Genomic DNA, 25,222 nt, shown 5'->3' on the forward strand with positions numbered 1-25,222 from the left:
CCCCCCCCCCCCCCCCCCCCCCCCCCCCCCCCCCCCCCCTTCCCCCCCCCCCCCCCCCCCCCCCCCCCCCCCCCCCCCCCCCCCCCCCCCCCCCCCCCCCCCCCCCCCCCCCCCCCCCCCGGGCCCGAGGCGACCCAACCGGGATCGAATTGTGAGCACTCAACTGAATCCGCATCTGGCCATGACGGCCAGGACCGAAGAAGAGGACGTCGTCCTCGGTCAACTGCTGCAGGTCATTCTCGACGACATCTGGTGGCTGATCGCCATCGCGGTGACGATCGTCGCGATTGCCGGGCTCTACTGCTTTATCGCCAAGCCGATCTATTCGGCCGACGCGTACGTGCGCGTGGAGCAGTCCGACAACAACTCGCAGGCGCTCACGCAGACGCAGACGGGTGCGATGATTTCCAGCGGCCAGACTTCGCTGCCGACCGACGCCGAGATCGAGATGATCAAGAGCCGCGGGGTGGTGGGGCCGGTGATCAAGCAGTGCAAGCTGGACTTCAGCGTCGAGCCGAAGACCATCCCGCTGCTCGGCAGCCTCGCGGCGCGCCTCGCCACGCCCGGCGTGCCGGCGCGGCCGTGGCTGGGTCTCAAGAGCTACGCATGGGGCGGCGAAGAAGCCGACGTCGATTCCGTCGAGGTGAGCCCGGCGCTCGAAGGCAAGAAGATGGTGCTGACCGCGCTCTCCGATACGACTTATGAGCTGCACGCGCCGGACGGCACGCTGCTGTTGCGCGGCGAGACGGGCCAGACCGAGCAGGGCGGCGGCGTGACGATTCTGGTCAACAAGCTGGTGGCGCGGCCGGGCACGCAATTCACGGTCATGCGCGCCAACGAGCTCGACGCCATCACCGCATTCCAGTCGGCCATCAAGGTCGAGGAGCAGGGCAAGCAGACCGGCGTGATCGAAATCTCGCTGGAAGACAAGGACCCGGCGCACGCGGCGCTGGTCGCCAACGCGCTGGCCGAGTCGTATCTGCAACAGCATGTGGCCGCCAAGCAGACCGACGCGACCAAGATGCTCGAATTCCTCAAGACCGAGGAGCCGCGCCTGAAGAGCGACCTCGAACGGGCGGAAGCCGCGCTGACCGCCTACCAGCGCCAGTCCGGCTCGATCAACGCGAGCGACGAAGCGAAGGTCTATCTGGAGGGCAGCGTCCAGTACGAACAGCAGATCTCGGCGCAGCGCCTGCAGATCGCCTCGCTCGAAGAGCGCTACGGCGACCAGCATCCGCTCATCAAGGCGGCTCGCGAGCAGATGGGCGAACTCGAAGCGCAGCGCGACAAGTACAGCGACCGCTTCCGCGATCTGCCGGCGACCGAAGTGAAGGCCGTGCAGTTGCAGCGCGACGCCAAGGTGGCTGAAGACATCTACGTGCTGCTGCTCAACCGGATTCAGGAGCTGTCGGTGCAGCGGATCGGCACGGGCGGCAACGTGCATATCGTCGACCACGCGCTGCGCCCGGGTACGCCGGTCAAGCCGAAGAAGGTGCTGATCCTGTCGGCGGCGGTGATTCTCGGGCTGATCGCCGGCACCGGCTTTGTGTTCCTGCGCCGCAATATGTTCAAGGGCATCGACGATCCGGAACGCGTCGAGCGCATGTTCCATCTGCCGATCTACGGACTGGTGCCGCTTTCGGCCGAACAGGCGCTGCTCGAAAACGCCTTCGAGCGCGGCGGCAACCGTCTGAGCTCGGTGCTGGCCGATGCGCGGCCGAAGGACGTCTGCATCGAAAGCCTGCGCAGTCTGCGCACCTCGATGCAGTTCACGATGATGGACGCGCGCAACCGCATCGTCATGCTGACCGGGCCGATGCCCGGGATCGGCAAGAGTTTCCTCACGGTCAATCTGGCGGTCCTGCTCGCGCATTCGGGCAAGCGCGTGCTGATGATCGACGGCGACATGCGGCGCGGCGCACTCGAGCGCTACGTGGGCGGCGCCCAGGACAACGGCCTGTCCGAACTGCTGAGCGGACAGATCTCGCTCGAAGAGGCGATCCGCGCCACCGACATCGAAGGCCTGAGCTTCATCTCCTGCGGCCAGCGCCCGCCGAATCCGTCGGAACTGCTGATGTCGCCGCGCCTGCCGCAGTACCTCGAAGGTCTCGCCAAGCGCTATGACGTGATCCTGATCGATACGCCGCCGGTGCTGGCCGTGACCGATGCGTCGATTATCGGCGGCTACGCCGGCTCGACCTTCTTCGTGATCCGTTCAGGTGTGCATAGCGAAGCGGAAATCGCCGACTCGCTGAAGCGCCTGAAGGCGGCCGGCGTCCACGTGCAGGGCGGCATCTTCAATGCGATGCCGCAACGTGCGCGCGGTGGCTACAACCACGGCTACGCCGCCGTGCAGGAATACCTGAGTGCCTAACCCCGAGCCTGCTGTGCTGATGCAAGCAGTGACGACCCGACAAGGAGCATGACGCGATGAAAGTAACGGTACTGGTTCCCACCTTTCGCCGCCCGGCCGATCTGGCGCGCTGCCTCGCCGCCTTGCAAGGGCAGTCGCGCGCCCCCGATGAAGTAGTCGTCGTGGCCCGCCCGGACGACTCCGCGACGCACGTCTGCCTGTTCGATCCGGCGGTGAAAGGCGCGTTGCCGCTGACCGTGGCGCTGGTCGAGACGCCGGGGCAGGTGGCCGCGCTCAACCGCGGCCTCGACGCCGCCAGCGGCGACGTGATCGCCATCACCGACGACGATGCCGCACCACGGCCCGACTGGGTCGAACGGATTGCCGCCGCGTTCGGCAGCGACCCGCGTCTGGGCGCGCTCGGCGGCCGTGACTGGGTGCACGAGAAGGGCCGCGTGCTCGACGGCGAACGGCCGCTGGTCGGCAAGGTGAGGCCGTCGGGCAAGATCATCGGCAATCACCACCTCGGCGTGGGCGGCGCCCGCGAGGTCGATCTGCTCAAAGGCGCCAACATGAGCTACCGGCGCGAGGCGATCCGCAGGATTCGCTTCGATGCGCGCTTGCGCGGCGCCGGTGCACAGGTTCACAACGACATGGCGTTCAGCATGAGCGTGAAGAACGCGGGCTGGAAGCTCGTCTACGACCCGCGCGTGGCCGTCGATCATTACCCGGCCGAGCGCTTCGACGAGGACCGGCGCGACGCGCAAACCATGCTGGCGGTGCGCAACGCCGCCTACAACCTGCACCTGATCCTGCGCGACCATCTGCCGCCGCTGCGGCGCGAAGCGGCCTGGTGGTGGTACACGCTGGTCGGCACGCGCGCCTATCCCGGCTTCGCGCATGCGCTGCTCGCGCTGCTGTCGAAGCAGGGCCGCGTGCGGCTCTCGCGCTGGCGCGCGGTGCGTACCGGCGCTCACGAAGCGCGCCGCGCGGCGGCCTCTTGAGGTATGACGGCGTGCCGCTCGCGCGTGCCTGCGTAACCCGGCCGCGCCGCAGCAGCCTTAACACTCCTTATAAACCGCGTCACCCCGCAGACCGGAGCGCCTGAATGAGTACGAAAGTCCACGTGCACCTGTTTTACGGCGCTGATCCGCGCTTCTACCGCCAAGGCGAGAACATCGGCTGCCTGTACGGCTATCACCACGCGGAATCCGCCGAGTTCGCGCTGACCTATTCGCAGGACGCCCGCGAAAGCGCCCCGGTGCGCCTGCTGCGGCGCGGCCTGAAGGCGCTGCTCGGCTTCGACCTGATCCATACGCTGCGCAACCGCGACGAGATCTTGCGCTCGGACGTGATCTGGACGCATACCGAACACGAGTATCTGTCGGTGGCGCTGGTGCTGTTGCTGAGCGGCCGGCGCACGGCGCCGCCGCTGTTGCTCGCGCAGAGCGTGTGGCTGCTCGACAAGTGGCCCGGCTACGGAATGCTGCGGCGCTGGCTGTATCGCAAGCTGATTGCGCGGGCCGACGTGCTGACCACGCTGGCGAGCGAAAACGCCGAACTGTGCCAGCACTACCTGGGCCGCAAGGCGACCCATGTCTACTACGGGCTGAACACCGGCGACTTCCCGGTGCAGGCGCCGCACGAGTGGCAGCCGCACACGCCGGTGCGGATCGCCGCCATCGGCAACGACCGCGATCGCGACTGGGAGACGCTCATCGAGGCGTTCGGCAACGACCCGCGCTATACGGTCAGGCTCGCGACGCGCCGGCGGATTCCGGCCAGGCTGCGCGCCCCGAATGTCGAGATTGCGCCGGCAGCGGGACTGAAGAAGGCGCGTGAGCTATACGACTGGGCCGACCTCGTGCTGGTGCCGCTGCGGCCGAACTCGCACGCTTCCGGCATCACGGTGATGCTCGAAGCGGCGGCGCTCGGCAAGCCGATGGTCGTGACGGATGTCGGCACGCTCACCGACTATTTTTCTTACCGGGCGGCCTCGTATGTGCCGCCGTTCGATGCGCCAACCTTGCGCGCGGCGGTCGACCGGCTGGTCGCCGCGCCCGACGAAGCTTTGCGCCAGGCCCAGGCGGCCGCCGAACAACTGCTGTCGCGCGACCTGACGACGCGTCACTTCGCCTTGCAGCACGTCCGGATCACCGAGGAACTGCTGCGCCGGCGCGGCGCGCCGCAAGGACGCACGGCGACGCCGGCCGAAGCGCGTGCTGAGGTGCGCCCCGAGTTGCGCAAGGAGGTGCGTGCCGAGGTCAGCCGTCACAGCCAGACCCGCGGAGGCCTCTGAACGATGTCGACAATCGCGCAAGCCGCCGCGAGCGGCGCCGTCCGCCGCCTCAAGAGCGACCCGAAGGAGTGGGGGCCGCCCGCGTTCCTGTGGTTCGTCACCGCCTTGCTGGTGGCGGCGCATCAGGGCTCGGTGCTGACGCTCGCCTTTCCGGTGCTCGCTACGCTGACGGGCCTGTGGCTGTATTTCAAGAGCCCGGCGCGCTATGTGGGTTTCATGTGGTGGCTATGGTTCCTGAGTCCCGAAGTGCGGCGTCTTGCCGACTGGTCGAAGGGCGCCTTCACGCCCACCAGCCTGATCCAGATCGCACCGCTCGCCGTGACGATGATCAGCGGCCTGTCGCTGATTCGTTATTACCCGGTGCTCGCACAACGGCGCGGCCTGCCGGTGCTGCTGATCCTCGCGGGGCTGGGGTACGCGTTCATGGTCGGCGTGGCGTCGAGCGGGCCGCTCGCGGCCATCTACGACCTTGCCAACTGGCTCTACCCGATCCTGATCGGCTTTCACATCATGGCGAATACGCGCGACTATCCGGCGTATCGCGACACCATCGTCAACACCTTTATCTGGGGCATGCTGGTGATGGGCGCCTACGGTCTCGTGCAGTTCGCCATCATGCCGCCGTGGGACGCGCTGTGGATGCTCGGCTCGCAGATGAACTCGCAGGGCGACCCGGTGCCGATGGGCGTGCGCGTCTTCAGCACGATGAACTCGTCGGGCCCGTTTGCGTTCGCGATGATGGGCGCGATGGTCTACGTGATGGCGGCGAATCACCGCGTGCGCTGGATCGCCGCCGTGCTGGGCTTCTTCTCATTCGGTCTGAGTCTGGTGCGCTCGACGTGGGGCGGCTGGGTCGTCGCATTGCTGATCCAGCTCGTCAAATCGAACAATCGCGTGCGGCTGCGCATCGTCGCCAGCGCCATCCTGCTGGCGGGCCTGTGCGTGCCGTTGCTGGCGGTGGGGCCGGTGGCCGAGCGGATGCAGACGCGCCTGAACAGTATCGTCAACCTCAAGGACGATCAGAGCTACGCCGCGCGCAACCAGTTCTACGCGACCTTCGCGAAGACCGCGTTTACCGACGTTTCCGGCGAAGGCATGGGCGCGACCGGCACCTCGACCAAGCTCTCGAACGACGGTGGCCAGCTCGGCCAGTACGGCAACTTCGATAGCGGCGTGATGAACATTCCGTTCGTGCTCGGCTGGCCGGGCACGCTGCTGTATCTGTCCGGCATCGTGTGGCTGCTGGTGCGGGCGGTGCTGGCCTCGTTCAAGATGCGCGACGACAAATTCGTCTCCGCCTCGATCAGCCTGGGACTGGCGATCTTCACGATGCTGGTGTTCACCAATTCGCTGGTGGGCACGGGCGGGCTGCTGCTTTTCATGAGTCTTTTTTCGATCCTCTCCGCGGTGCACTGGCAAAAGCAGCAGCGCCGCCGGGAGCTTTTTCTGCACGGAGGCACCTGATTGAGAGTCGCCATTGTCACGCATGTGGTGCGCCATAACGACGGCCAGGGGCGCGTCAACCACGAGATCGCGCGCGCGGCCCTCGACGAGAATATTGCGGTGACGCTCGTCGCCTCGCACGTCGCGCCCGAACTCCTCGCGCATCCGAACGTGCGCTGGGTGCCCATGAAAATCGGCCGCTGGTGGCCGACCAACCTGCTGCGCCAGCAGGTCTTCGCGCTCAAGAGCGCGTTGTGGCTGCGCGCGCACCGGAGCGACTACGATGTGCTGCATGTGAACGGCTTCATCACCTGGGTGCCCGCCGACGTCAACACCGCGCACTTCGTCCATAGCGGCTGGTTCGGCAGCAAGTACTACCCGTTCGGGCTGACCAAGGGCCTGTGGTCCGCCTATCAGTTCGTCTACACGCGGGCCAACGCCTCGCTCGAGCGCTGGGCCTACCGCCGCTCGCGCGTGATTACAGCGGTCTCGCAGAAGGTGGCCGACGAGATCCGCGCGATCGGCCTCACGCCCGGCAACCGCGTCGACGTGATCTATAACGGCGTGGATACCCAGGGCTTCGCCGCGGCCCAGGGCGACCGCGCGAAGTTCAAGCTGCCCGAGGACGCGTTCCTGCTGCTGTTCGTGGGCGACCTGCGCACGCCGCGCAAGAATCTCGGCACGGTGCTCGAAGCGTTGCGCCATTTGCCTGAGAACGTGCACATCGCGGTGGCGGGCTACTTGCCGGGCAGCCCCTATCCGGAGCAGGCGCGCACGCTCGGCATTGCCCATCGCGTGCATTTCCTCGGCCTCGTGAAAGAGATGCCGGTGCTGATGCATTCGGTCGACGCCTTTGTGTTTCCGTCGCGCTACGAGGCGATGAGCCTGTCGCTGCTCGAAGCGATGGCCGCGGGCTTGCCGGTCGTCACCGCGCGCACGGCCGGCGGCGCGGAGATCATTACGCCGGAATGCGGCATCGTCCTCGACGACCCGGACGATCCGCAGGCGCTTGCCGGCGCGATAGACCGGCTCGCGTCCTCCGGCGAGACGCGCCGCGCCATGGGCGTGGCGGCCAACGAACTGGCGACCGGCTTCGGCTGGGCGCGCATGGCGGCGCAATACATTGCGCTGTACCGGCAACTGGCGGGACAGCAGGAAGACCGCCGGCGCGCCGGCGCAGCGGCCTCGGCCGACCCGGAACCTCTCGGCGCAAAGGTGCTGGCAGGCCATAAGGGAATCGAATACAGCACAACCGAATTCAGGGGAACTGAATGAACGCACTCGCCACAGAAAACGAACTGACACGCCACACAAGGGGTACCGACATGAACACCGGCTCGATCAAATCGCTGCAAATCGGCATGCACTGGTTCCCGGAGCGCGCGGGCGGCCTCGACCGCATGTACTACTCGCTGGTGGGCGCGTTGCCGGGGGCGGGGGTCGCGGTGCGCGGCGTCGTCGCCGGTTCGCCGCGCGTGGCGGAGGATACGGGCGGCGCGATCCAGGGCTTCGGCCCGGCGGCGCAATCGTTGCCGCTGCGCCTGATGGCGGCGCGCCGGGCGCTGCGCCGCGAAATTACGCGGCAGCGGCCGGACGTAATTTCCTCGCACTTCGCGCTCTACACTTTTCCGGGCCTGGACGTCACACGCGGCATTCCACAGGTCTCGCACTTCCAGGGCCCGTGGGCGGACGAAAGCCACGTCGAGGGAGCCGATTCGTTCGGCCAGCGCGCCAAGCGTTATCTGGAACAATCGGTCTACGCGCGCTCGTCGCGCCTGATCGTGCTATCGGACGCATTCGGCAAGATCCTCACGACGCGCTACGGCATTTCACCGGAGCGGGTGCGCGTGGTCCCCGGGTGTGTGAACGTGGACCAGTTCAACTTGCCGATCACGGTAGCGGAAGCGCGCCTGAAGCTGCAATTGCCGCAAGGTCGCCCGATCGTGCTGGCGGTACGGCGCCTGGTGCGCCGCATGGGTCTGGAGGACCTGATCGACGCGGTGAAGCTGCTGAAGAAGCGCGTACCGGACGTATTGCTGCTGATCGCGGGCAAGGGCCGCTTGCAGGAAGAGTTGCAGACCCGCATCAACGAAGCCGGACTGGACGACAACGTCAAGCTGCTGGGCTTCGTACCCGACAACCACTTGGCGGCGCTATACCGCGCAGCGACAATCAGCGTGGTGCCGACGGTAGCCCTGGAAGGCTTCGGCCTGATCACGGTGGAATCCCTGGCCTCGGGCACACCGGTCCTGGTGACGCCGGTGGGCGGCTTACCGGAGGCAGTGGCGGGACTTTCGCCCGACCTGGTGTTACCGGCCACGGGCGCGGCAGCGATAGCGGAGGGACTTGGCGCGGCCCTAGACGGCTCGCTTAAACTCCCGGACGCCGACGCATGTCGCGCCTATGCACGGGAGAACTTCGACAACTCGGTGATCGCAAAGCGAGTAGCGGCCGTCTACAGCGAAGCGATTGCGGCGGGCGAGATGCATTGAGGAAAGCGAGGCTGCTGGCCACTCGAGAGGGTGCCCAGCAGCCTTGAGAGGAAGGGAGTTTCGAAGCAGCACGACGAGGCGGTGCAGACGGAGGCGGCCAGACAAAGCGATACGCAAATACACGACGCAGTGTCAAAGCCTCGACGAATTATCAAAGAGGGGAACTGGCGAGAGGTGCGGCGCGCCTCACCGGTTTTCCCTGGCAGACCCATCCGCGACGCACGCAGTGCGGAGTGGGGTGGATGAGCGCTGTGTCACTAGCGTGGATTGTGCGAGGGCCGGTCTTCGTGCGGACCACTTCGAGGTGGTCTGAGTGGTGGACACCTACAAGCTAGCGGTTGTCAGCCCGCTTTCTTTGCTTACTTTCTTTGCGGCGGCAAAGAAAGTAAGTGCCGCCCCGCACAGGGGCAACACTAATAGACCGATAAGACAGCAAGGAAAGGCCAAAACACAAACTCCTGCGACGCCAGAAAAACCCCCAAGCGCCGCAGGCAACCAGGCAAATCAAAACGTCTCATGCTCCGAATTCCGAGCAATATCCGCCGCCACCATCATCTTGCAGAGCTGCTCCAGGCGAGTCAAAGGCTCCCACCCAAGCTTGGCTTTAGCCTTATCAGCACACCCAATCAAAAGATCCACCTCAGCAGGCCGATAAAACTTGGGATTAACCCGCACAAGGGTTTTACCAGTAGCAACATCGATCCCAATCTCCCGCTGCTCTTTCCCGGAGAACTCAAGCTGATACCCAGCAGCAGCAAACGCCATCCTCACAAAATCACGAACCGTCTCAGTACGATTGGTAGCGAGCACGAAAGTATCAGGCTCATCAACCTGCAACATCCGCCACATGCCCTCCACATACTCGAGAGCAAAACCCCAATCCCGCTTGGCATCCAGATTCCCAAGCTCGAGCGCATCCTGCTTCCCAAGCTTGATCTTGGCAACGGTGTCAGTAATCTTGCGCGTAACAAACTCCCGCCCCCGCAACGGCGACTCATGATTGAACAGAATCCCACTGCTAGCAAAAATCCCATACGACTCGCGATAATTGATCGTAGTCCAGTGAGCAAACAGCTTGGCCACGCCATAAGGACTACGCGGATAAAACGCCGTATCCTCACGCTGCGGCACAGCCTGCACCTTCCCGAACATCTCGGATGTAGAAGCCTGGTAATACCGCGTCTTGGGACTCAGAATCCGAATCCCTTCGAGCAGATTCAACGCCCCGATCCCGGTCACTTCAGCCGTAGTAACAGGCTGATCGAACGACACCCCCACAAAGCTCTGCGCAGCAAGGTTGTAAAGCTCATCAGCCTGCGCCCCGTCCAGCAATCGCAAGGTAGAACCAAAGTCGGTCAGATCATGCTCGACAAGCCGCAGGCTCGGATGCCCGGCAATACCGAGCTCGTTCATGCGCCAGAAATTGACGGAACTGGTGCGCCGATACGTGCCGGTCACCTGGTAGCCCTTATCGAGCAGCAGTTTCGCCAGATACGCGCCGTCCTGGCCCGATACGCCGGTGATGATCGCTTTGCGTGAGTTGCTCATAGGTTGCCTTGGGTAACGGTAAGAAGAAAGACGTTCAGGAAATAAAGGGAAAGCGTGCTGTGCCTACGACGAACCCGCCAGCAGCCGCCGCACCAGCGGGTCGACCACCCGGAAGTCCTGCGCCGCCTTCAGGCGATACAGCTCAGGCTTCGGATGGGCGCCGTCGGACATCATGGCTTGCCAGTCGGGCAGGGCGCCGATGTAGGCGTACTGGTCGACGAGCGGCACATGCTGTTCGGCGGCGACCCGGCGCGTCATCGCCACCATCGCGGCAAGGCGCGCGTTGAGCCGGCCATCGGGCATCGGGTTCGAGGTCTGCAGCACCGGTTGCTTGCCTAGCGCGAGCGCGGTTTTGACCAGCGCTGTTTCGGCTTCGTAAAACTGCTCCGGCGTCTGGTTGTGCATCACTTCGTTGATGCCGTAGTTGATCGTCACGATCCGCGCGTCCGATGCGGCAAGCCGCTGTGCCCACGGGACGCCGTGGCTGCGGTCGGTGCCGTCGCGCAACTGGCTGGCCATCGTGCCGCCCACGCCGAAATTGACCACGCTGACGCGCTCGCCGAAGACGCCATGCAGGGCGTCCTGCAGATAGACCACCGCGTTCTGCTGGCGCGGGCTGCAGTGGCCGTCGCTGCAGGAAATGCCGAGCGTGGTCGAATCGCCATAGGCTTCGACGACGACCTGCGTGTCCGGCCTCGCTTGCAACGCATGCAGTGCTTGCGCGGGCGGCGTATCGGCGCCGGCCGGCACGCACGCTGCCATCAGCAAGAGGGCACCGGCGGTGCCGCGAAGTCCGTGGCCGATCTTCATGCGCGAGACTGCGGTGCACGCGACGCGGCGCCGATCCGGGCACCAGCGGAGGCGGCGGAGGCACCAGCGGAGGCAGAACCGGACACCCCCGTGCGACCTGCGTGCGTGGTGGTCGGTCCGTGAATCAGGCGCCGCTCGAAGGCGAACCATGTGAGGCTCGCATAGGCAAGCGTGATCGCGAGCGCGAGCGCAGCGGTCACAAGGCGATTCATGTGCAGCGGCCACAGCGTGTACAGCACGCTAAGGTGAACCAGATAGATCGTGTAGCTGATGGTGCCGATGTAGACCAGCACCGGATTGCTGAGCAGCCGCTTGACGATGCCCTTGCTTTGCAGGGCGATCACCACGATCGAGGTGCACAGCACCAGCGAAATGCTGTACAGGCCGCCGTTGGAGAGCGGCGTGTTCTCGGCCCGAAAGCGCGGATAGTGAAGATGCAGCCACGCCAGCGCAACCAGCGCCGCAAAGAAACCGAGCACGGCGAGCGGCTTGAACGGTTGCAGCGCCTGCGGATTGCGCCGCACGGCAACGGCGAGCAGTGCGCCTGCCGCCAGCAGATCCATGCGGAACGGGGTGAGGTAATAGATCGGCCAATACGTATCGAACCACGGCGTCGCCACGGCGCGCAGCACGGGCACGGCGACGATCAGCGCGGCGGCGGCCCACGCCAGTGCGCGTTCAGGGAGCAGCAGGATCACGAACGGCCAGACGATATAGAACTGCTCCTCGACGGCCAGCGACCACAGCACGTTCAGGCTGTCGTGGCCGCTCTGGCCGAGCGCGTCGCCGATATTGGTGGCGAAGAACGCATACCACTCCCAGTGCTTCGCCCAGCCGAAGCCGAACAGCAGCGAGGAAACCGCCATCAGCAGGAGATACGGCGGCAGGATGCGGCGCGCCCGGCGCGCATAGAAGTAGCCGAAGTACGACTGCTGCCGCGCCTTGCGCTCCAGCAGGATGCCGGTAATCAGAAAGCCGCTCAGCACGAAGAACAGATCGACGCCCATCCACAGCGGCGCCTTCAACGCATGTTGCGCGAAGACCGCCAGCACGGCGATCGCGCGCAGGCCGTCGAGCTGCACGATGCGGCGCGAAGGGGAAGGCGAGGCAGGCAAGGCACTAGCTGTCATGAACCGTCCATGGTGAGCATCGGGTGGGCCGTCAAGTGGAACTCGTTTGCGGCGCGGGCGTGGTGCGCGTTGCCGGACCACGCCCGTTTCGCGTGATGGCCGCAACGGCAGTGGAATCCATTCTAGGGAAAATAAATTAATGAAAAAACGCGAATGAAATGAACAAATAGAACAGCCCGCCGGTAACCCCGGAAAATTAATTCCGGAAGTCACGCTGTCGACATATTGCAGGCCAGCACAGACGCGGCAGAAAGCCCTGCGCACGGATTGCGGCAAGGTGTGGGCGAACCGCAACAGGGCGGTTGGTCAGCTCTGGATATTTTTAAATTAAATATTAGCAAGCACTTTTATCGATGAATATTTTTGAATTATTTTCGATTTTCGTTACGGCGGTTTTCCCGCTTAATGTCACCCGGTGGCCGCCCGCTGCGAGCCGTCGCTTTGCATTGCCCGTGCCGCTCCGGCCATCCTGTTTCATTGAACCTTGCCCGCTCGTGCGCAGCGCTTGCGCCGCCGCACGGCCTTGACTGGAGGAACACCTTGGTCCGTTCTGGATTCGCGAAACCGCTCGCCGCACTACTTTGTCTCGTAGCTTGCGCTGCGTCGGCCGAAACCGTGCTGAACGCGAAGTCCTCATGGATCGGCAACACCTTCGGCTTCGGCGACGGGACGTGGACCCAGATCAACATCACCGCAATCGCGGTGGCTCCGGATGGCAAGGTCTACACCAACGCGCCGTGGGATGAGAGCGGCGCCGAAGCCAGCACCTGGCAGAACGGCAAGATGCTCGGCTTCGCCGGCGGCACGCACGGCTGGGGTACCGGCGGCGGTAACGCGATCGCGCTGAACCACCGCTACGTGTACATGGCCGTTTCAGTGGGCAACGAGAAGGGCCATCTGGTCGGTCAGGGCATCTGGCCGCAAAAGGGCAAGCAGTGGTTCGGCGTTTCGCGCCGCAAGATCGAGGACCCGAAACTCAGTGCGCTGTTCCAGCCGCCGGCCAATCCAGCCGGTATGACGAATGCCGGCGGCGCAGCAAATACGGCGGTCGATCCGCATGCGCAGCTTGCCGCCGGCTTTCTGATGGTGAACGAGGTGGCCACCGGCACCCGTGCCGACATCGACGGTCTCGCCGCCAGCGATACGACGCTGTACGCCTCGAACAGCACGCAGAACCGCATCGAGGTCTACGACGCCGAATCGATGCAAAAAAAGGCTACGTGGACCGTACATGAACCGGGGCACATCGCTCTCGCGGGCGACGGCACGCTGTGGGTGATCACGGGCTCGTTGACGGACCCGGCGCCGCGCGTCGCGCACTACTCGGCGAGCGGCCAGTTGCTAACCGACACGCTGCCGCTGGCGGCAGATTCGGTGCCGGTCGATGTCGCCGTCGACACTCACGGCCGCGTGCTGGTCGCCGACAACGGCCCGCGTCAACAGGTGCTGTTCTTCAGCAAGAACGATGGGCGCTATACCGAAACGGGCACGCTCGGCGAGCGTGGCGGCATTTTCTCCGGCGTGGTGGGACGGCCGGGGCCACAGCGCTTTAACGGACTGACCGGCGTCGGCGTCGATGCGCGCGGCAACGTCTACGTCTCCACCAACGGCATCGGTCCGCGTTATGCGCCGCTTGGCGCGGGACTCGGGGCCACGCTGGAAAGCTATGCGCCCGACGGCCGGCAACTATGGCAGGCGCAAGGGCTGTTGTTCGTCGACGGCGCCTGGGTGGACCCGGCGCGTCCCGATAGCGTCTACACCGGTAACAAGCGCTTCGAACTGGACCTGACGAAACCGCCCGGACAAGAATGGAAATACGTAGGGTTCCTGTCGAACCGTTTCAAGTACCCCGACGACCCGGTGTTTCACACCGATCAATGGCCGGGCTTGCCGATTGCACGCCAACTGGAGGGGCACACGTTTCTCTATCTGACCGACATGTACGCGGACCATCTGAAGATCTATCGCTTCGATCCCGCTCACGACGGCGAAACGGCGATCCCCTCGAGCCTCATTGCGGGCCGCGAGCGGCCGGTCGCCGGTGTGCCCAACGCACCGCCGGGCGGCGACTGGATCTGGCGCGACACGCGCGGCGACGGCAAATTCACGAGCGACGAATTCACGCCCAACACGAGCGGCACCAGGCTCGCGGGCGGCTGGGGCTGGTGGGTCGACAGCGCCGGCGACATCTGGCGCACGAGCGACACCAAGGGCATCCACCGCCTGCATTTCGGCGGCCTCGACGCGAAGGGCAATCCGCTCTACTCGTACGAGGACATGACCAGCTACCCGATGCCGCAGCCGTTTACGGAACTGCGCCGCGCCATCTATGTGCCGCAGACCGACTCGCTCTATGTGAGCGGTTATACGGCTGACGCGCCGGTCGACCGGGGCTTCTGGAAAGAGGTGGGCCGGGTGCTGGTGCGCTACGACAACTGGTCGAGCGGCAAGCCGGTGCAGCGCTATGCGATCACGCTGCCGTGGCAGCCCCAGGCCAAGCCGGTCGAAACCATCATCGGCCTCACGGTGGAAGGTCAATACGTGTTTGCGGTCGAACCGGTTGGGGCCGTGCATGTGCTCGACAAGGACAGCGGCAAGGAAGTCGGCGTAATCCGGCCGGGGCCGGAAGTCGGCAAGACGTCGGGCTGGGTGGACGTGCCGAACGGCGTGAGCGCATACCGCCGCAGCAACGGCGAATACCTCGTGTTCGTGGAAGAGGATGCGCGCGGCAAGGTGATGATGTACCGCTGGAAACCCGCTTGAGGCATGCATCGTCATACGAATTATTTTTCTGTCGATTTATGGCGGACGCTGCGCATTTTTTACGTGCTTTACTCGAAGCAGACTCGACGGCGCCGCGTACGGCGTGATCGATTGTCCGTGCGCTGCCAGGCGCGGCAGCCCGCACTTCTGAATCAAAAAGGCATCCGATGGACAAAGGCATTCTCAAGAACGTAGCCATCAATTTCTTCGGATTGGTGCTGCCGACCTTCGTTTCGCTCGTCACGGTGCCATCCTATATCCGGCTGCTGGGCGTCGAACGCTATGGCGTGATTGCCCTCGTCTGGACCCTGATCGGCTATTTCTCGATTCTCGATCTCGGCATGAGCATGGCCGCGCAGAACCATATCTCGAAGGCGCTCGCCTCGAACGATGCCGACGAAAGCGCGCGCGTGTTCTGGAGTGCGACATGGTTGAATCTGGTGACGGGCGTGATCGGCGGCCTGATTATTTATTTTGGCGCTTTTCTTTACACCGCGTATTTCACCAAAGTGTCACCTGAACTGCAGCACGAGGTGTACATGGCGCTGCCGTGGCTGGCGATCGCCATTCCGATCGCCAACGTGTCGTGGGTGTTCGCCGGGGCGATCAACGGGGCCGAGCGCTTCGGCGTCTACAACACCAATCAGACGATCGGCACCTTCATCTTTCAGTTGCTGCCGCTAGGTGCGGCATGGTTGATGGGACCGAGCCTGCAGAATGTGCTGGCCGCGGCGGTGGTCGCACGACTGATTGCAGCGGGGCTGCTGGGACGCTCGGCGCTCAAGGTGCTCAATCTGCGGCGCATCCTGCCGCCGCAGCTCGGCGTCGCCAAGGGGCTCTTCAACTTCGGCGGCTGGATGCTGATTGCCAGCATCACGACGATGGTGGCCGATTCGCTCGACAAGGTGTTTCTCGGCACCGGTCTCGGCGCACGCTTCGTGACGTTCTACACGGTGCCGCAGAACCTCGTCACGCGCCTGAATATCGTGCCCACCGCGCTCGTGCGCACGCTGTTTCCGCGTCTGTCCGCGGTCGGCCGCGATCATGCGGACCTGATCACGCAGCAGTCGCTCGAATTTCTCAATGGCGCTTTCACGCCGGTCGCCCTGGTGGCGATGTTCGTGCTCGGACCGTTCCTGCACCTGTGGGTCGGCCATGAGATCGCCACCGTCGCCGCGCCCGTGGGCCGCATCCTGATCGTCTCCGTGTGGCTCGTCGGGCAGGCCAACGTGACCCGCATCATGATCCAGTCGCAGGTCAATCCGGCGGTCGCCGCGCGCGTCGGCCTGTTCGAACTGCCGCTGTTTGCCGTCGCGCTGTGGTTCGGCATCAAGTACTTCGGGTTGACCGGCGCAGCCGTGGCCGTCGCGGGCCGCGCGCTGTTCGACTACGGCGTGCTGCTGTGGCTGTCGTCGATTCGCGCCCGGCCGATTGCGCTCGACATGCTCGCGCATCTCGCGTTTTTGCTGGCGAGCCTGTGGCTCGCCGGTTTCCTGCCCAGTCTTTCGCTGGCGATCGCCGCCGGCGCGGTGGTGGTGGCCGCCAATGTGGCGTGGTCGATCACGATGACGCCCGCTTTGCGCGATCTTGCGCGTTCGCTGCTGTTGCGACTGAATCAGAGGAAAAGCGCATGAACCAGGATGTCCTTGATGAAGCCGTCTTGCGGCCGAGCCAGCGCAGCGCGCTGGCCGAACTCACTACGCCCGCACCCCAGGCGCCGTCAAAGCGTGCGCCGCGGGTGGACAGGAACGTGCGGGTGGCGATCGTGCACGATTGGCTGGTCACCTATGCGGGCGCCGAGAAGGTGCTCGAGCAGATCGTCGCGTGCTTTCCGGATGCGGACCTGTTCAGCGTGGTCGATTTTCTCGACGACCGCAGCTTCTTGCGCGGCAAGACGGTGACGACTTCGTTCATCCAGAAGCTGCCCAAGGCCAAGACCAAATACCGCTCGTATCTGCCCTTGATGCCGATTGCGATCGAACAGCTCGACGTGTCGGCTTACGACGTGGTGATTTCGAGCAGTCACGCGGTCGCCAAGGGTGTACTCACCGGGCCCGACCAGGTGCACATCAGCTATGTGCATTCGCCGATCCGCTATGCATGGGATCTCCAGCATCAATACCTGCAGCAGTCGAAGCTGACCAACGGGCCGAAGTCCGCGCTGGCGCGGCTGATCCTCCACTACATCCGCAACTGGGATATCCGCACCTCCAACTCGGTCGACTCGTTCGTCGCCAACTCGCAATTCATCGCCCGGCGCATCAGGAAGGTTTATCAGCGCGAGGCGCAGGTGATCTTCCCGCCGGTGGACGTCGAGGCTTTCGTGCTGCACGAGCAGAAGGAAGATTTCTATCTGACCGCGTCGCGGATGGTGCCGTACAAGAAAATCGACCTGATCGTCGAGGCGTTTGCGCTCATGCCCGAGCGGCGCCTGGTGGTGATCGGCGACGGTCCCGACATGCAGAAGATTCGCGCCAAGGCGGCGACCAATGTCGAGATCATGGGATACCAGCCGTTCAAGGTGCTGCAGGACAAGATGCAGCGGGCCAAGGCGTTCGTGTTCGCGGCCGAAGAGGATTTCGGTATCTCGGTGGTCGAGGCGCAGGCCTGCGGTACGCCCGTGATCGCTTACGGCAAGGGCGGGGCGCTCGAGACGGTACGCGATCTGTCGGGCCCGCGTCCCACCGGCATGTTCTTCGAGGAACAGCGCGCCGAGTCGATCATCGCCGCGGTCGAGGATTTCGACGCCCAGGCGAGCCGCTTTCGCGCCGCCGATTGCCGCGCCAACGCGGAGCGCTTCTCGGCCGCGCATTTCCGCGAGCGCTTCTTTGCGCATGTGCGGGCCGCCGTGCCGGCCTTGCAGGGAGCATCGCTGCCGGCCTACGAACCGTATGTGGCGCCGCCCGCCGCGGCCAAACCAGGTGCCCAGGCGCCGCGCGTGCTGGCGCTCGACCAGAGCGGCGTGCTCGGCGGCGCGGAGCTGTCGCTGCTTGAAATCGTCAAGGCGCTGCGCTCACGTATCGAAGTCGTGCTGTTCGACGACGGTCCGTTCCGCACCGCGCTCGATACGGCCGGCGTGAACGTGCGCGTGCTCGACTCCGGCGCGCTGCGCGAGGTACGCAAGCAGGGCGGCACGCCGCCGCTCGGCCGGGCGCTCAAGGGCGTGAGCGCGCTCGTGCGGGCTACCGTCGCGCGTGCCCGGCACGCCGATGTGATCTACGCCAACACCCAGCGCGCGATGGTGATTGGCGCGCTCGCCGGGCGTCTCGCGCGGCGTCCGGTGGTGTGGCACCTGCGCGATATCGTGAGTCCTGAGCATTTCGGCGGCAAGCAACTGAAGATCATCAAATGGTGCGCGAAGTTCGGCCTCGCTCATGTGATCGCCAATTCGGCCGCCTCGGCGCGTGCCTTTGCCGAACTGACCCGCTTCGACGAGAAGCGCATCGATGTGGTCTTCAACGGTATTTCGGCGGCTCCGTTCGATGCGCTGCGCGAGACGCCGGCAGCGACGCTGCGCGCCCGCCTGCGGCTGCCGCAGGACGCTTTCCTCGTCGGCTCGTTCAGTCGCCTTGCGCGCTGGAAAGGCCAGCATGTGCTGCTCGAGGCGATGGTCCTCAATCCGCATATGCACGCGGTGCTGGTCGGCGCGCCGCTGTTCGGCGAAGAGCCGTACGAAGCGGAATTGCGCGCGTTCGTCGCGAGCCACGACCTTGCCGGGCGGGTGCATTTTCTGGGTTTTCAGCACGATATCGCCGCCTGCATGTGTGCGGTCGACGCCATCGCGCATACCTCGATTACGCCGGAGCCGTTTGGCCGCGTGATCGTCGAAGGGATGCTGGCGCAGCGTCCGGTGGTGGCGGCGCGGGCCGGCGGCGTGCTGGAAATCGTCGAGGATGGCGTGAACGGTGTGCTGTGCACGCCGGGTGATGCGCATGCGCTTGCTGACGTGCTGGCGGAGCTGCGCAGTAATTCCGCGCTGCGTGAGCGGCTGGTCAGGAACGGTTATCAGGACGCGCTGGGCCGGTTTGGTACGAAGGCGTATGTCGAAGGTGTGGAGCGTATTCTGAAGGATGTGGCGGGTGGGAGCGTGGGGCGTTAGTGAAGTGCGGCGCGATTGATGGTGCAGACGTTCAGCAATTACCGGTATTCGTCAATCTCGATGATGCCGCCCATGGACTCCATCATCGCCCGTATGTCGTCAGGCACATCGGGCACACGGTCGCCCGTGTAATTGGCCCAGTAGCAAAAGAAGCGCATTCGCGCGGCCTGTTTATTGAGTAGATCGCGAAGGTCGGCGCGAGGCAGACCAAGATACTCGACGAGATACCGCAAATGGGGCTCCAGGCGATCGCTCTGCACAGCGGATTTGCTGTGCACACCCCATACGCTGGTCCGTCCAGGCATGCTACTGGTTCGGCCTGATGGCGTCATGAATGGTTCGCCCTTGATAATCGCCGTATCAGGTTCAACGCTGAAATAGCTAGTCCAGAATTCAGGTACTACCTGGTCCCCTGCAATTGAGAACGACGCATGTGCAAGTTGATGTGAGTCCATATCGACCTTGTTAGTCATCGTGCATGTTGCCGATGATTTCTCCATCAGAAAGCCGCTTCATGGGAGGCTTCAGTTCGTCTCGAAGCGAGATCCTGAAGGCGGCTACCGGTATTCGTCAATTTCGATTACGCCACCTAGGGATTCCATCATCGTCCGGATATCGTCAGGCACACTAGGTACGCGGTCGCCAAACTCGTTGTCCCAGTAACAGAAAAACCGTACTTTCACGCCTTCGCGCGCCAGCAGTTCACGAAGGCCCGGGCGCGTCAGATTCAGGCGTTCTACGAGATAACGCAAATGTGGTTCGAGTTGATCGCTCCGAACAAAGGATTTGCTCTCAACGCCCCACAATCCGACTCGACCCGGTGTGCGGCTCGGCCGACCGGAGGGCGTAGTGAAGTTCTCGCCCTTGGTAATCGCAGTGTCTGGTTCAACGCCAAAGTAGTCAGTCCAGAACGCAGGCGTTACTGAGTCACCCATCACATGAAACGTTGCGTGTGCAAGTTGATGCTCACTCATTGGTGGTCCTGTTAGTTGGCCCAATCGCGTCAGGATGAGGGGTGACGCTGATATACGCCTTCAATTCAGGCTGGTGATCTGCCAGCAAGCCGAAGACCAGACCCGCCTACCTTCCTTGGAAACTCATCATCCAGCTTGAAATTTTCGTCCTGTAACGGCCACGGGATAACGAGCGCTGCCTCCATCTGTTTGGCGAGCGCTGCCCGATTGATGGTGCAGACGTTCAGCGATTGTTCGTGCTCGTCATATGCGATGACTACGCACCGGGGCGGGCGTTCGTTCATAAACCAAATCCTTGGTATCGAGGGCTTTTCAGGTTTTGAGCGATACAGAACTGCACAGCACTGCCAGTTCGGCTCCGCACGAAGGCTCAAGAACGAAAAGTACGCGTCTCCTCGCTGCAAAATCGTTGGCGTATTCTTCAACCTTTTCCGTGCTGATGGCAGCCGCCTTTGAATCGTCACGGCTGTTGATCCACTGCATCCATGTCTGGATCTCCGAGGATGAGAAGGAATAGCGCGGCGAAATCAGAAGTCTTGACGCCACATTTTGAGCCGCAAAATCGATCATCCGTTGCGCGACGACGCCGGAGAAGCGGAATGCCTCAACTTTTCCAGCAACGCGGCGGAAGCAAAGCTCAAGAGTTTGCTCTTCAGGGCGATGTTCGACGCGAACAAGTTCAGCATCGTGGAAACTAGGAAGGTTCTCGATGTTCTGAATGTCCATGTAATTGCCGTTATCCACTCAAGTTCCTTTAAAAATTACGGCCAGACAGACATTGGTAGACCGGGGCCGCGCACTCCATTGCTCCAATTATGCGCGTGCGGGATTCCTTGACCGTGGTCGTGATCGAAGTCGAAGTCAACAACTGGATTGCCGTTACCCCCATATAGCCGCATCTGCCCGCTGCCTGGATTGGTGTACCAAGTGCCCGGTTCGCCTGTGTTTGGGGTTTTTGCGAGATCGAACGCATCTCCCTCGTTGTCCGGCAAACCCGACCCGTAATCGAACGGTTGCGCATCGCCAAGGGACGTCGCGCTCTGTTCCATGGTTGCGTAATAACGATCCACGAGGTCGTTATAGTCATCGGCGTACTGCAATGCCGCTTCGCGCGACAGGCCCATGCGGTCCATTGCCAGGTCCACGAAGCTGAGCGACGCGGTCGCAGTGGCCCCGGGAGTGTCCCTGCCTACCGATCCTCCGCGCGGCGGGTCTTCGGGAATCACCACGATACTGCCGCCGCGCACCATCTCGAACAGCGTCTCCACGACTTCGAGGTCCGCGCCGGATTTCGCCAGCCGGTCGTGCCAATGGAAGTATTCCCCGAGGAACTAGCGCACACGCTGAACCAGCCCGGCATCCTTCGCCCACATGTCCGGATAGGCCGCCAGCGTGAATTTCTTGCCTGCTTCGACGGCCTGCTGTTTTTCGTCGCGCGAAGTGAAGCCGCGCCACATGTAGTCATCCCTGGTGTACAGCACGTACCGGTGCCACGAATCTGTCTTGAGTTCTGTCGCCATGCATGAGCCTTCCGCAGTGGTTCCGGGCAGCCAGTTGCCCCCGGCTGTCTTGATAACCGATGCGTTAAAGGCTCAATCCTATCGCCCGAAAGACACACCCGGCACAGGCATGACAAATTTTGACACCGGGGTTTTCACCGAATGCCCTGCGGTTGTATCGGGTCTGGAAGATGGCAGGATTTTGCGTGGAGGGGTGATAAGCGAAAGGGTTGCAGTCCGAACAACTGCGACCCTTGCGCTTTTTTATCGGCAGGCTGCCCGGGATTTGAGCCAGGAGCCGACGTTTGCAGAAGATGATGTCCTGGCGTGTTGCTACTTTTTGCGCGTGAAGCCGCGGCCGCTCTTACACCGGCACCGCACGAGCCGCAGCGCGACTCCTGGGCTTGAGGCTCGCGGACCACTTCATCGCCGGCAACTCGACCAGCCGGTAGAACACGTAGGCAATCGGCACGGCCACCAGCATGAAGCCAAACGACGGCCAGATCGACAACTGCAGTGCCGAGCGATACAGCAACGACGACAGCAGCACGAAAATCGGCAGATGGATCAGGTAAAGCGAAAAGCTGAAATCGCCGAACCGCGACAACACGCGCGAGACCGGTGAAATGGACGACTGAACTGAACGCGGCCCTCCAAGCGCCCGATAGAGATAGCAAGCAAAACCCAGCGCCCAGAACTGGAAAGCGCCGTACTGGCCGAAATGAAACGCCACGCAGCCCAGCGCGATCAGAGCCGCCGCTGCGAGATAAAGCCAGTTGGAGGCGGAGGCCGGCCGCGCGCGGCCGGCAGCGCCCGCCTGAGCCCGTGCATCCGCGATCCACGCGCCGAGCGTCCACGAGAGCCAGTACGACGTGAAGAACTGGATATCGTGCCGCTCCAGCACATACGCCGATACGATATTGACGAGCGCCACCAGCGCCAGCACCGGCGTCATGCCGAGCCGGCGACGCAGTGCGAACAGCAGTGGATAGATCGCGTAGAACTGCACTTCGAGCGACAAGGTCCACAGCGCGCCGTTCGACCCATATGTCTTGCCTGCCACCCCTTGCAGCGAGAACAGGTTGACGAGGAACGCATGCAGGCCGATCTCACGCAGCTTGTGATTGACCGGCGGCAACTGGAAGCTGAGCCAGTCGAGCGCGAAGGTCAGCAGCAGGGCGGCCAGCAGCACCGGATAGATGCGCGCGAAGCGGCGCGCCCAGAAATTGAGCGTATCGAGCTGATAGTGCGGATTTTGCGCGAGCCGCAGGGCGCCGCCACGATGAATGCAATAGCCGCTGATGACGAAGAAAATCGGCACGCCAGCCGAGCCCCAGGCAATCGGAAACGTCAGGTAAGCCGCGATCGCGTTCAGGCTCAATGCATGGCCGACGCTCTCGTGAAAGCTCTGCATGCCGACCCAGGCGACCTGGCGGCAATGGAAATAGGCGACCAGCAGGGCCGCGAAACCGCGCATCGCATCGATCACGTGCTCCTTGCCGGCGCTGTCCACGCGCGCCTCGCGCTCGGGGCGGGCCTGAGCGGACCGGGAAGACGGCAGGGATGCGCCGGTGGCATCGAATGTTGAATCGCTCATGCGCGGTCCTTTTCCTTACGGGTCGGTGTGCCGCTGCAAGCGCGCCATGAGGGTCATGCGCGCCTGCCGCCGCATGCACATCGTAGAGCAGCGCAGGCGCAAAAAATGCATAAAAAAATCACCGCTCAAGTCATGAACAAATTAAATATGTTTCGAGTTGTAATTCGCGCCGGAGCGATTTTATGAACGAATTATTTGTCGATTTTTTCGTGATAATTTGAAGCTCTGATTCTTCTGACCAGAGGTAGCGTCATGAACCTTCATCTGCTCGCCGGCATCGCCGTGCTCCTGATCCTTGTCGCCGCATCGGCATACCGCGAGGCGCTCCGCAATGAACCGATCGGCCGCTTCCGGATGAATCCAGGCAAGTTGCCGCCGACCGACGAAAACGAGGAAGGAGCCGTGTAATGCGGCATCCTGAATAGCACGCCAAGCGGCGACCAATCTGTAAAAATTACGGCAACCGGCTCATTTTTTGACGTAATTGTTTCCTGTGTCGCCACGCGCCGTTATTCATCCAGTCCAGTCAATATTTTTTCATACGAATAACTTTAATTTTGTCGAAACGTGAATTAGATTTCAACGACGCTTTCGATGAAATCCATTCGGCGCCGATCCGGCGAACCGCATACATTCATCAACTGATGTGGGAACGCATACCATGCTGAAAGTCACCAAAGCCGTGTTTCCTGTGGCAGGTCTCGGGACCCGGTTCTTGCCGGCCACCAAGGCCAGCCCCAAGGAAATGCTGCCCATCGTCGACAAGCCGCTGATCCAGTACGCCGTGGAAGAAGCCATTGCGGCCGGCATCACCGAGATGATCTTCGTGACGGGCCGCAGCAAGCGCGCCATTGAAGACCACTTCGACAAGTCGTACGAAATCGAGGCTGAGCTCGAGGCGCGCGGCAAGGAGCAGTTGCTGGAACTGGTGCGCGGCATCAAGCCGGCCAATGTCGACTGTTTCTACGTCCGCCAGGCAACGGCGCTGGGTCTCGGCCACGCGGTCTTGTGCGCGGAGAAGCTGGTGGGCGACAGCCCGTTCGCCGTGATCCTTGCCGACGACCTGCTGCACAGCACCCAGCCGGTGATGAAGCAACTGGTCGACGTGTTCAACCACTATCACAGCTCGGTCATCGGCGTGGAAACCATCGCGCGCGAGGACAGCCGTTCGTACGGTGTGGTCGACGGCCGCGAGTGGGAAGAAGACGTGATCAAGCTGTCTGGCATCGTCGAGAAGCCGGCGCCGGACAAGGCGCCGTCGAATCTTGGCGTGGTGGGCCGCTACGTGCTGATGCCGACCATCTTCAAGCATATCCGCGCGCTGAAGCCGGGTGCCGGCGGCGAGCTGCAGTTGACCGACGCGGTGCAGTCTCTGCTTGCGGAAGAGCAGGTACTGGCATACCGCTACTTCGGCACGCGTTTCGATTGCGGCAGCAAGCTCGGCTATCTGAAGGCGACGGTCGAATTCGCGCTGCGTCATCCGGAAGTGCAGGCCGAGTTCGAGGAATATCTGCAGGCCTATTTGCCGCTGCACCTCACAGCCGCGGCGGCGTAAAAGCGGCGCTGAGCAGCGCTTGCACGTCGGCGTCGGTAGTCTCGCCGAAATCCTGGTAGAACTGACCGACGCTGAAGAAGACCGGCGGCGTCAGCGCGCAGACAAACTCGTCGGCGGCATCGCCGAGGCGGCGTTCGGCATCGGCCGGCGCCACCGGCAGCGCCGCGACGAGCTTCGCCGGCGCGCCAGGACCCAGGCCACGCAAGGCGCGCAGCGCGGCGAGCAGGGTGGCGCCGGTCGCCATGCCGTCGTCGACGACAATCGCGGTCTGGCCGGCCACGCCGGCCGCCGGCCGGTCCTCGCGGTACAACGCCTCGCGCCGTGCCAGTTCACGCTGGGCGTCGGCCAGTACATGCTCGAATTGGGCCTCGGTGACGCCCGCTTCGCGCATGAGCTGGCGATCGACATGCAATGCACCGCCGGAGGCGATCGCGCCCATGGCCAGTTCAGCTTGCCATGGCACGCCGAGCTTGCGCACCATCAGCACGTCGAGCGGCGCCTGCAGGGCGCCGGCGACTTCAAAACCGACCGGCACCCCGCCGCGGGGCAGCGCGAGCACGATCACGTCGTGCCGCCGCGCATAGGCTTGCAGATGCCGGGCGAGCGCGCGGCCGGCCGCCGCGCGGTTGAGGAAGATGCGTTCCATGATGGGCCACCTCA

At 63.6% G+C, this 25,222-nt stretch carries 21 protein-coding genes; 11 read left to right on the forward strand and 10 right to left on the reverse strand.

What is annotated here, in order from left to right; genetic code table 11:
* Positions 1-148 precede the first annotated feature (148 nt).
* The 6 genes from AC1ECK_RS33210 (at position 149) to AC1ECK_RS33235 (ending at position 8,587) form a co-directional block, all read left to right on the forward strand.
* The gene (locus AC1ECK_RS33210) at positions 149-2,374 is read left to right on the forward strand and encodes a polysaccharide biosynthesis tyrosine autokinase (RefSeq protein ID WP_480327095.1); all 2,226 of its coding nucleotides are present in this window, start codon (positions 149-151) and stop codon (positions 2,372-2,374) included.
* Between the two features lie 56 nt (positions 2,375-2,430).
* Positions 2,431-3,357, forward strand: coding sequence for a glycosyltransferase family 2 protein (locus AC1ECK_RS33215; RefSeq protein ID WP_480326948.1), 927 nt, complete (start codon positions 2,431-2,433; stop codon positions 3,355-3,357).
* A 104-nt stretch (positions 3,358-3,461) separates the two neighbouring features.
* Positions 3,462-4,652, forward strand: a complete 1,191-nt coding sequence (locus tag AC1ECK_RS33220) for a glycosyltransferase family 4 protein (protein ID WP_480326950.1) — start codon at positions 3,462-3,464, stop codon at positions 4,650-4,652.
* 3 nt (positions 4,653-4,655) lie between these two features.
* Positions 4,656-6,116 carry a glucose-6-phosphate isomerase gene (locus AC1ECK_RS33225; RefSeq protein WP_480326952.1) on the forward strand — a complete coding sequence of 487 codons (1,461 nt, stop codon included), beginning with the start codon at positions 4,656-4,658 and terminating at the stop codon, positions 6,114-6,116.
* Positions 6,117-7,370 (forward strand): glycosyltransferase family 4 protein, encoded by a 1,254-nt coding sequence (locus AC1ECK_RS33230; protein ID WP_480326954.1) that lies wholly within the window; start codon positions 6,117-6,119, stop codon positions 7,368-7,370.
* 50 nt (positions 7,371-7,420) lie between these two features.
* Complete coding sequence (locus tag AC1ECK_RS33235; protein ID WP_480327097.1) at positions 7,421-8,587, forward strand: glycosyltransferase family 4 protein; 1,167 nt, start codon at positions 7,421-7,423, stop codon at positions 8,585-8,587.
* A 504-nt stretch (positions 8,588-9,091) separates the two neighbouring features.
* On the opposite strand, the gene gmd is transcribed toward AC1ECK_RS33235, so the two are convergent.
* The 3 genes from gmd to AC1ECK_RS33250 all read right to left on the reverse strand — a co-directional run bounded on the left by gmd (position 9,092) and on the right by AC1ECK_RS33250 (position 12,075).
* Positions 9,092-10,135, reverse strand: coding sequence for a GDP-mannose 4,6-dehydratase (gene gmd, locus AC1ECK_RS33240; protein ID WP_480326956.1), 1,044 nt, complete (start codon positions 10,133-10,135; stop codon positions 9,092-9,094).
* 63 nt (positions 10,136-10,198) lie between these two features.
* Complete coding sequence (locus AC1ECK_RS33245; protein ID WP_480326958.1) at positions 10,199-10,945, reverse strand: SGNH/GDSL hydrolase family protein; 747 nt, start codon at positions 10,943-10,945, stop codon at positions 10,199-10,201.
* The gene (locus AC1ECK_RS33250) at positions 10,942-12,075 is read right to left on the reverse strand and encodes an acyltransferase family protein (protein ID WP_480326960.1); all 1,134 of its coding nucleotides are present in this window, start codon (positions 12,073-12,075) and stop codon (positions 10,942-10,944) included. The genes AC1ECK_RS33245 and AC1ECK_RS33250 overlap by 4 nt, the downstream gene beginning before the upstream one ends.
* Before the next feature lie 540 nt (positions 12,076-12,615).
* Here AC1ECK_RS33250 and AC1ECK_RS33255 point away from each other — a divergent pair.
* The 3 genes from AC1ECK_RS33255 to AC1ECK_RS33265 all read left to right on the forward strand — a co-directional run bounded on the left by AC1ECK_RS33255 (position 12,616) and on the right by AC1ECK_RS33265 (position 18,937).
* A complete protein-coding gene (locus AC1ECK_RS33255; protein ID WP_480326962.1) occupies positions 12,616-14,838 on the forward strand; it encodes an NHL repeat-containing protein in 2,223 nt (740 codons plus the stop codon).
* Between the two features lie 167 nt (positions 14,839-15,005).
* A complete protein-coding gene (locus AC1ECK_RS33260; protein ID WP_480326964.1) occupies positions 15,006-16,472 on the forward strand; it encodes an oligosaccharide flippase family protein in 1,467 nt (488 codons plus the stop codon).
* Positions 16,469-18,937: a glycosyltransferase family 4 protein gene (locus tag AC1ECK_RS33265; RefSeq protein ID WP_480326966.1), complete on the forward strand. Its 2,469-nt coding sequence runs from the start codon at positions 16,469-16,471 to the stop codon at positions 18,935-18,937. Before AC1ECK_RS33260 ends, AC1ECK_RS33265 begins: the two co-directional genes overlap by 4 nt.
* Before the next feature lie 38 nt (positions 18,938-18,975).
* Here AC1ECK_RS33265 and AC1ECK_RS33270 read toward each other — a convergent pair whose 3' ends face one another.
* From AC1ECK_RS33270 to AC1ECK_RS33295, 6 genes are all read right to left on the reverse strand, one after another.
* The gene (locus tag AC1ECK_RS33270) at positions 18,976-19,410 is read right to left on the reverse strand and encodes a DUF4279 domain-containing protein (RefSeq protein ID WP_480326968.1); all 435 of its coding nucleotides are present in this window, start codon (positions 19,408-19,410) and stop codon (positions 18,976-18,978) included.
* An 84-nt stretch (positions 19,411-19,494) separates the two neighbouring features.
* Positions 19,495-19,911 carry a DUF4279 domain-containing protein gene (locus AC1ECK_RS33275; protein ID WP_480326970.1) on the reverse strand — a complete coding sequence of 139 codons (417 nt, stop codon included), beginning with the start codon at positions 19,909-19,911 and terminating at the stop codon, positions 19,495-19,497.
* 312 nt (positions 19,912-20,223) lie between these two features.
* The gene (locus AC1ECK_RS33280; RefSeq protein WP_480326972.1) at positions 20,224-20,655 is read right to left on the reverse strand and encodes a hypothetical protein; all 432 of its coding nucleotides are present in this window, start codon (positions 20,653-20,655) and stop codon (positions 20,224-20,226) included.
* 17 nt (positions 20,656-20,672) lie between these two features.
* Complete coding sequence (locus AC1ECK_RS33285) at positions 20,673-21,179, reverse strand: hypothetical protein (protein WP_480326974.1); 507 nt, start codon at positions 21,177-21,179, stop codon at positions 20,673-20,675.
* 63 nt (positions 21,180-21,242) lie between these two features.
* Positions 21,243-21,431 (reverse strand): hypothetical protein, encoded by a 189-nt coding sequence (locus AC1ECK_RS33290; RefSeq protein WP_480326976.1) that lies wholly within the window; start codon positions 21,429-21,431, stop codon positions 21,243-21,245.
* Positions 21,432-21,774: 343 nt separating this feature from the next.
* Positions 21,775-23,007: an acyltransferase family protein gene (locus tag AC1ECK_RS33295; protein ID WP_480326978.1), complete on the reverse strand. Its 1,233-nt coding sequence runs from the start codon at positions 23,005-23,007 to the stop codon at positions 21,775-21,777.
* Between the two features lie 252 nt (positions 23,008-23,259).
* Between AC1ECK_RS33295 and AC1ECK_RS33300 the strand changes: the two genes are divergently transcribed.
* Positions 23,260-23,415 (forward strand): hypothetical protein, encoded by a 156-nt coding sequence (locus AC1ECK_RS33300; RefSeq protein ID WP_480326980.1) that lies wholly within the window; start codon positions 23,260-23,262, stop codon positions 23,413-23,415.
* A gap of 253 nt (positions 23,416-23,668) precedes the next feature.
* Positions 23,669-24,562 (forward strand): UTP--glucose-1-phosphate uridylyltransferase GalU, encoded by an 894-nt coding sequence (gene galU / locus AC1ECK_RS33305; protein WP_090683643.1) that lies wholly within the window; start codon positions 23,669-23,671, stop codon positions 24,560-24,562.
* On the opposite strand, the gene AC1ECK_RS33310 is transcribed toward galU, so the two are convergent.
* Positions 24,543-25,208 carry a phosphoribosyltransferase gene (locus AC1ECK_RS33310; protein WP_480326982.1) on the reverse strand — a complete coding sequence of 222 codons (666 nt, stop codon included), beginning with the start codon at positions 25,206-25,208 and terminating at the stop codon, positions 24,543-24,545. The two genes, galU and AC1ECK_RS33310, sit on opposite strands and share 20 nt — an antisense overlap.
* Positions 25,209-25,222 lie beyond the last annotated feature (14 nt).

Source organism: Paraburkholderia sp. SSBN10T (assembly GCF_056619545.1).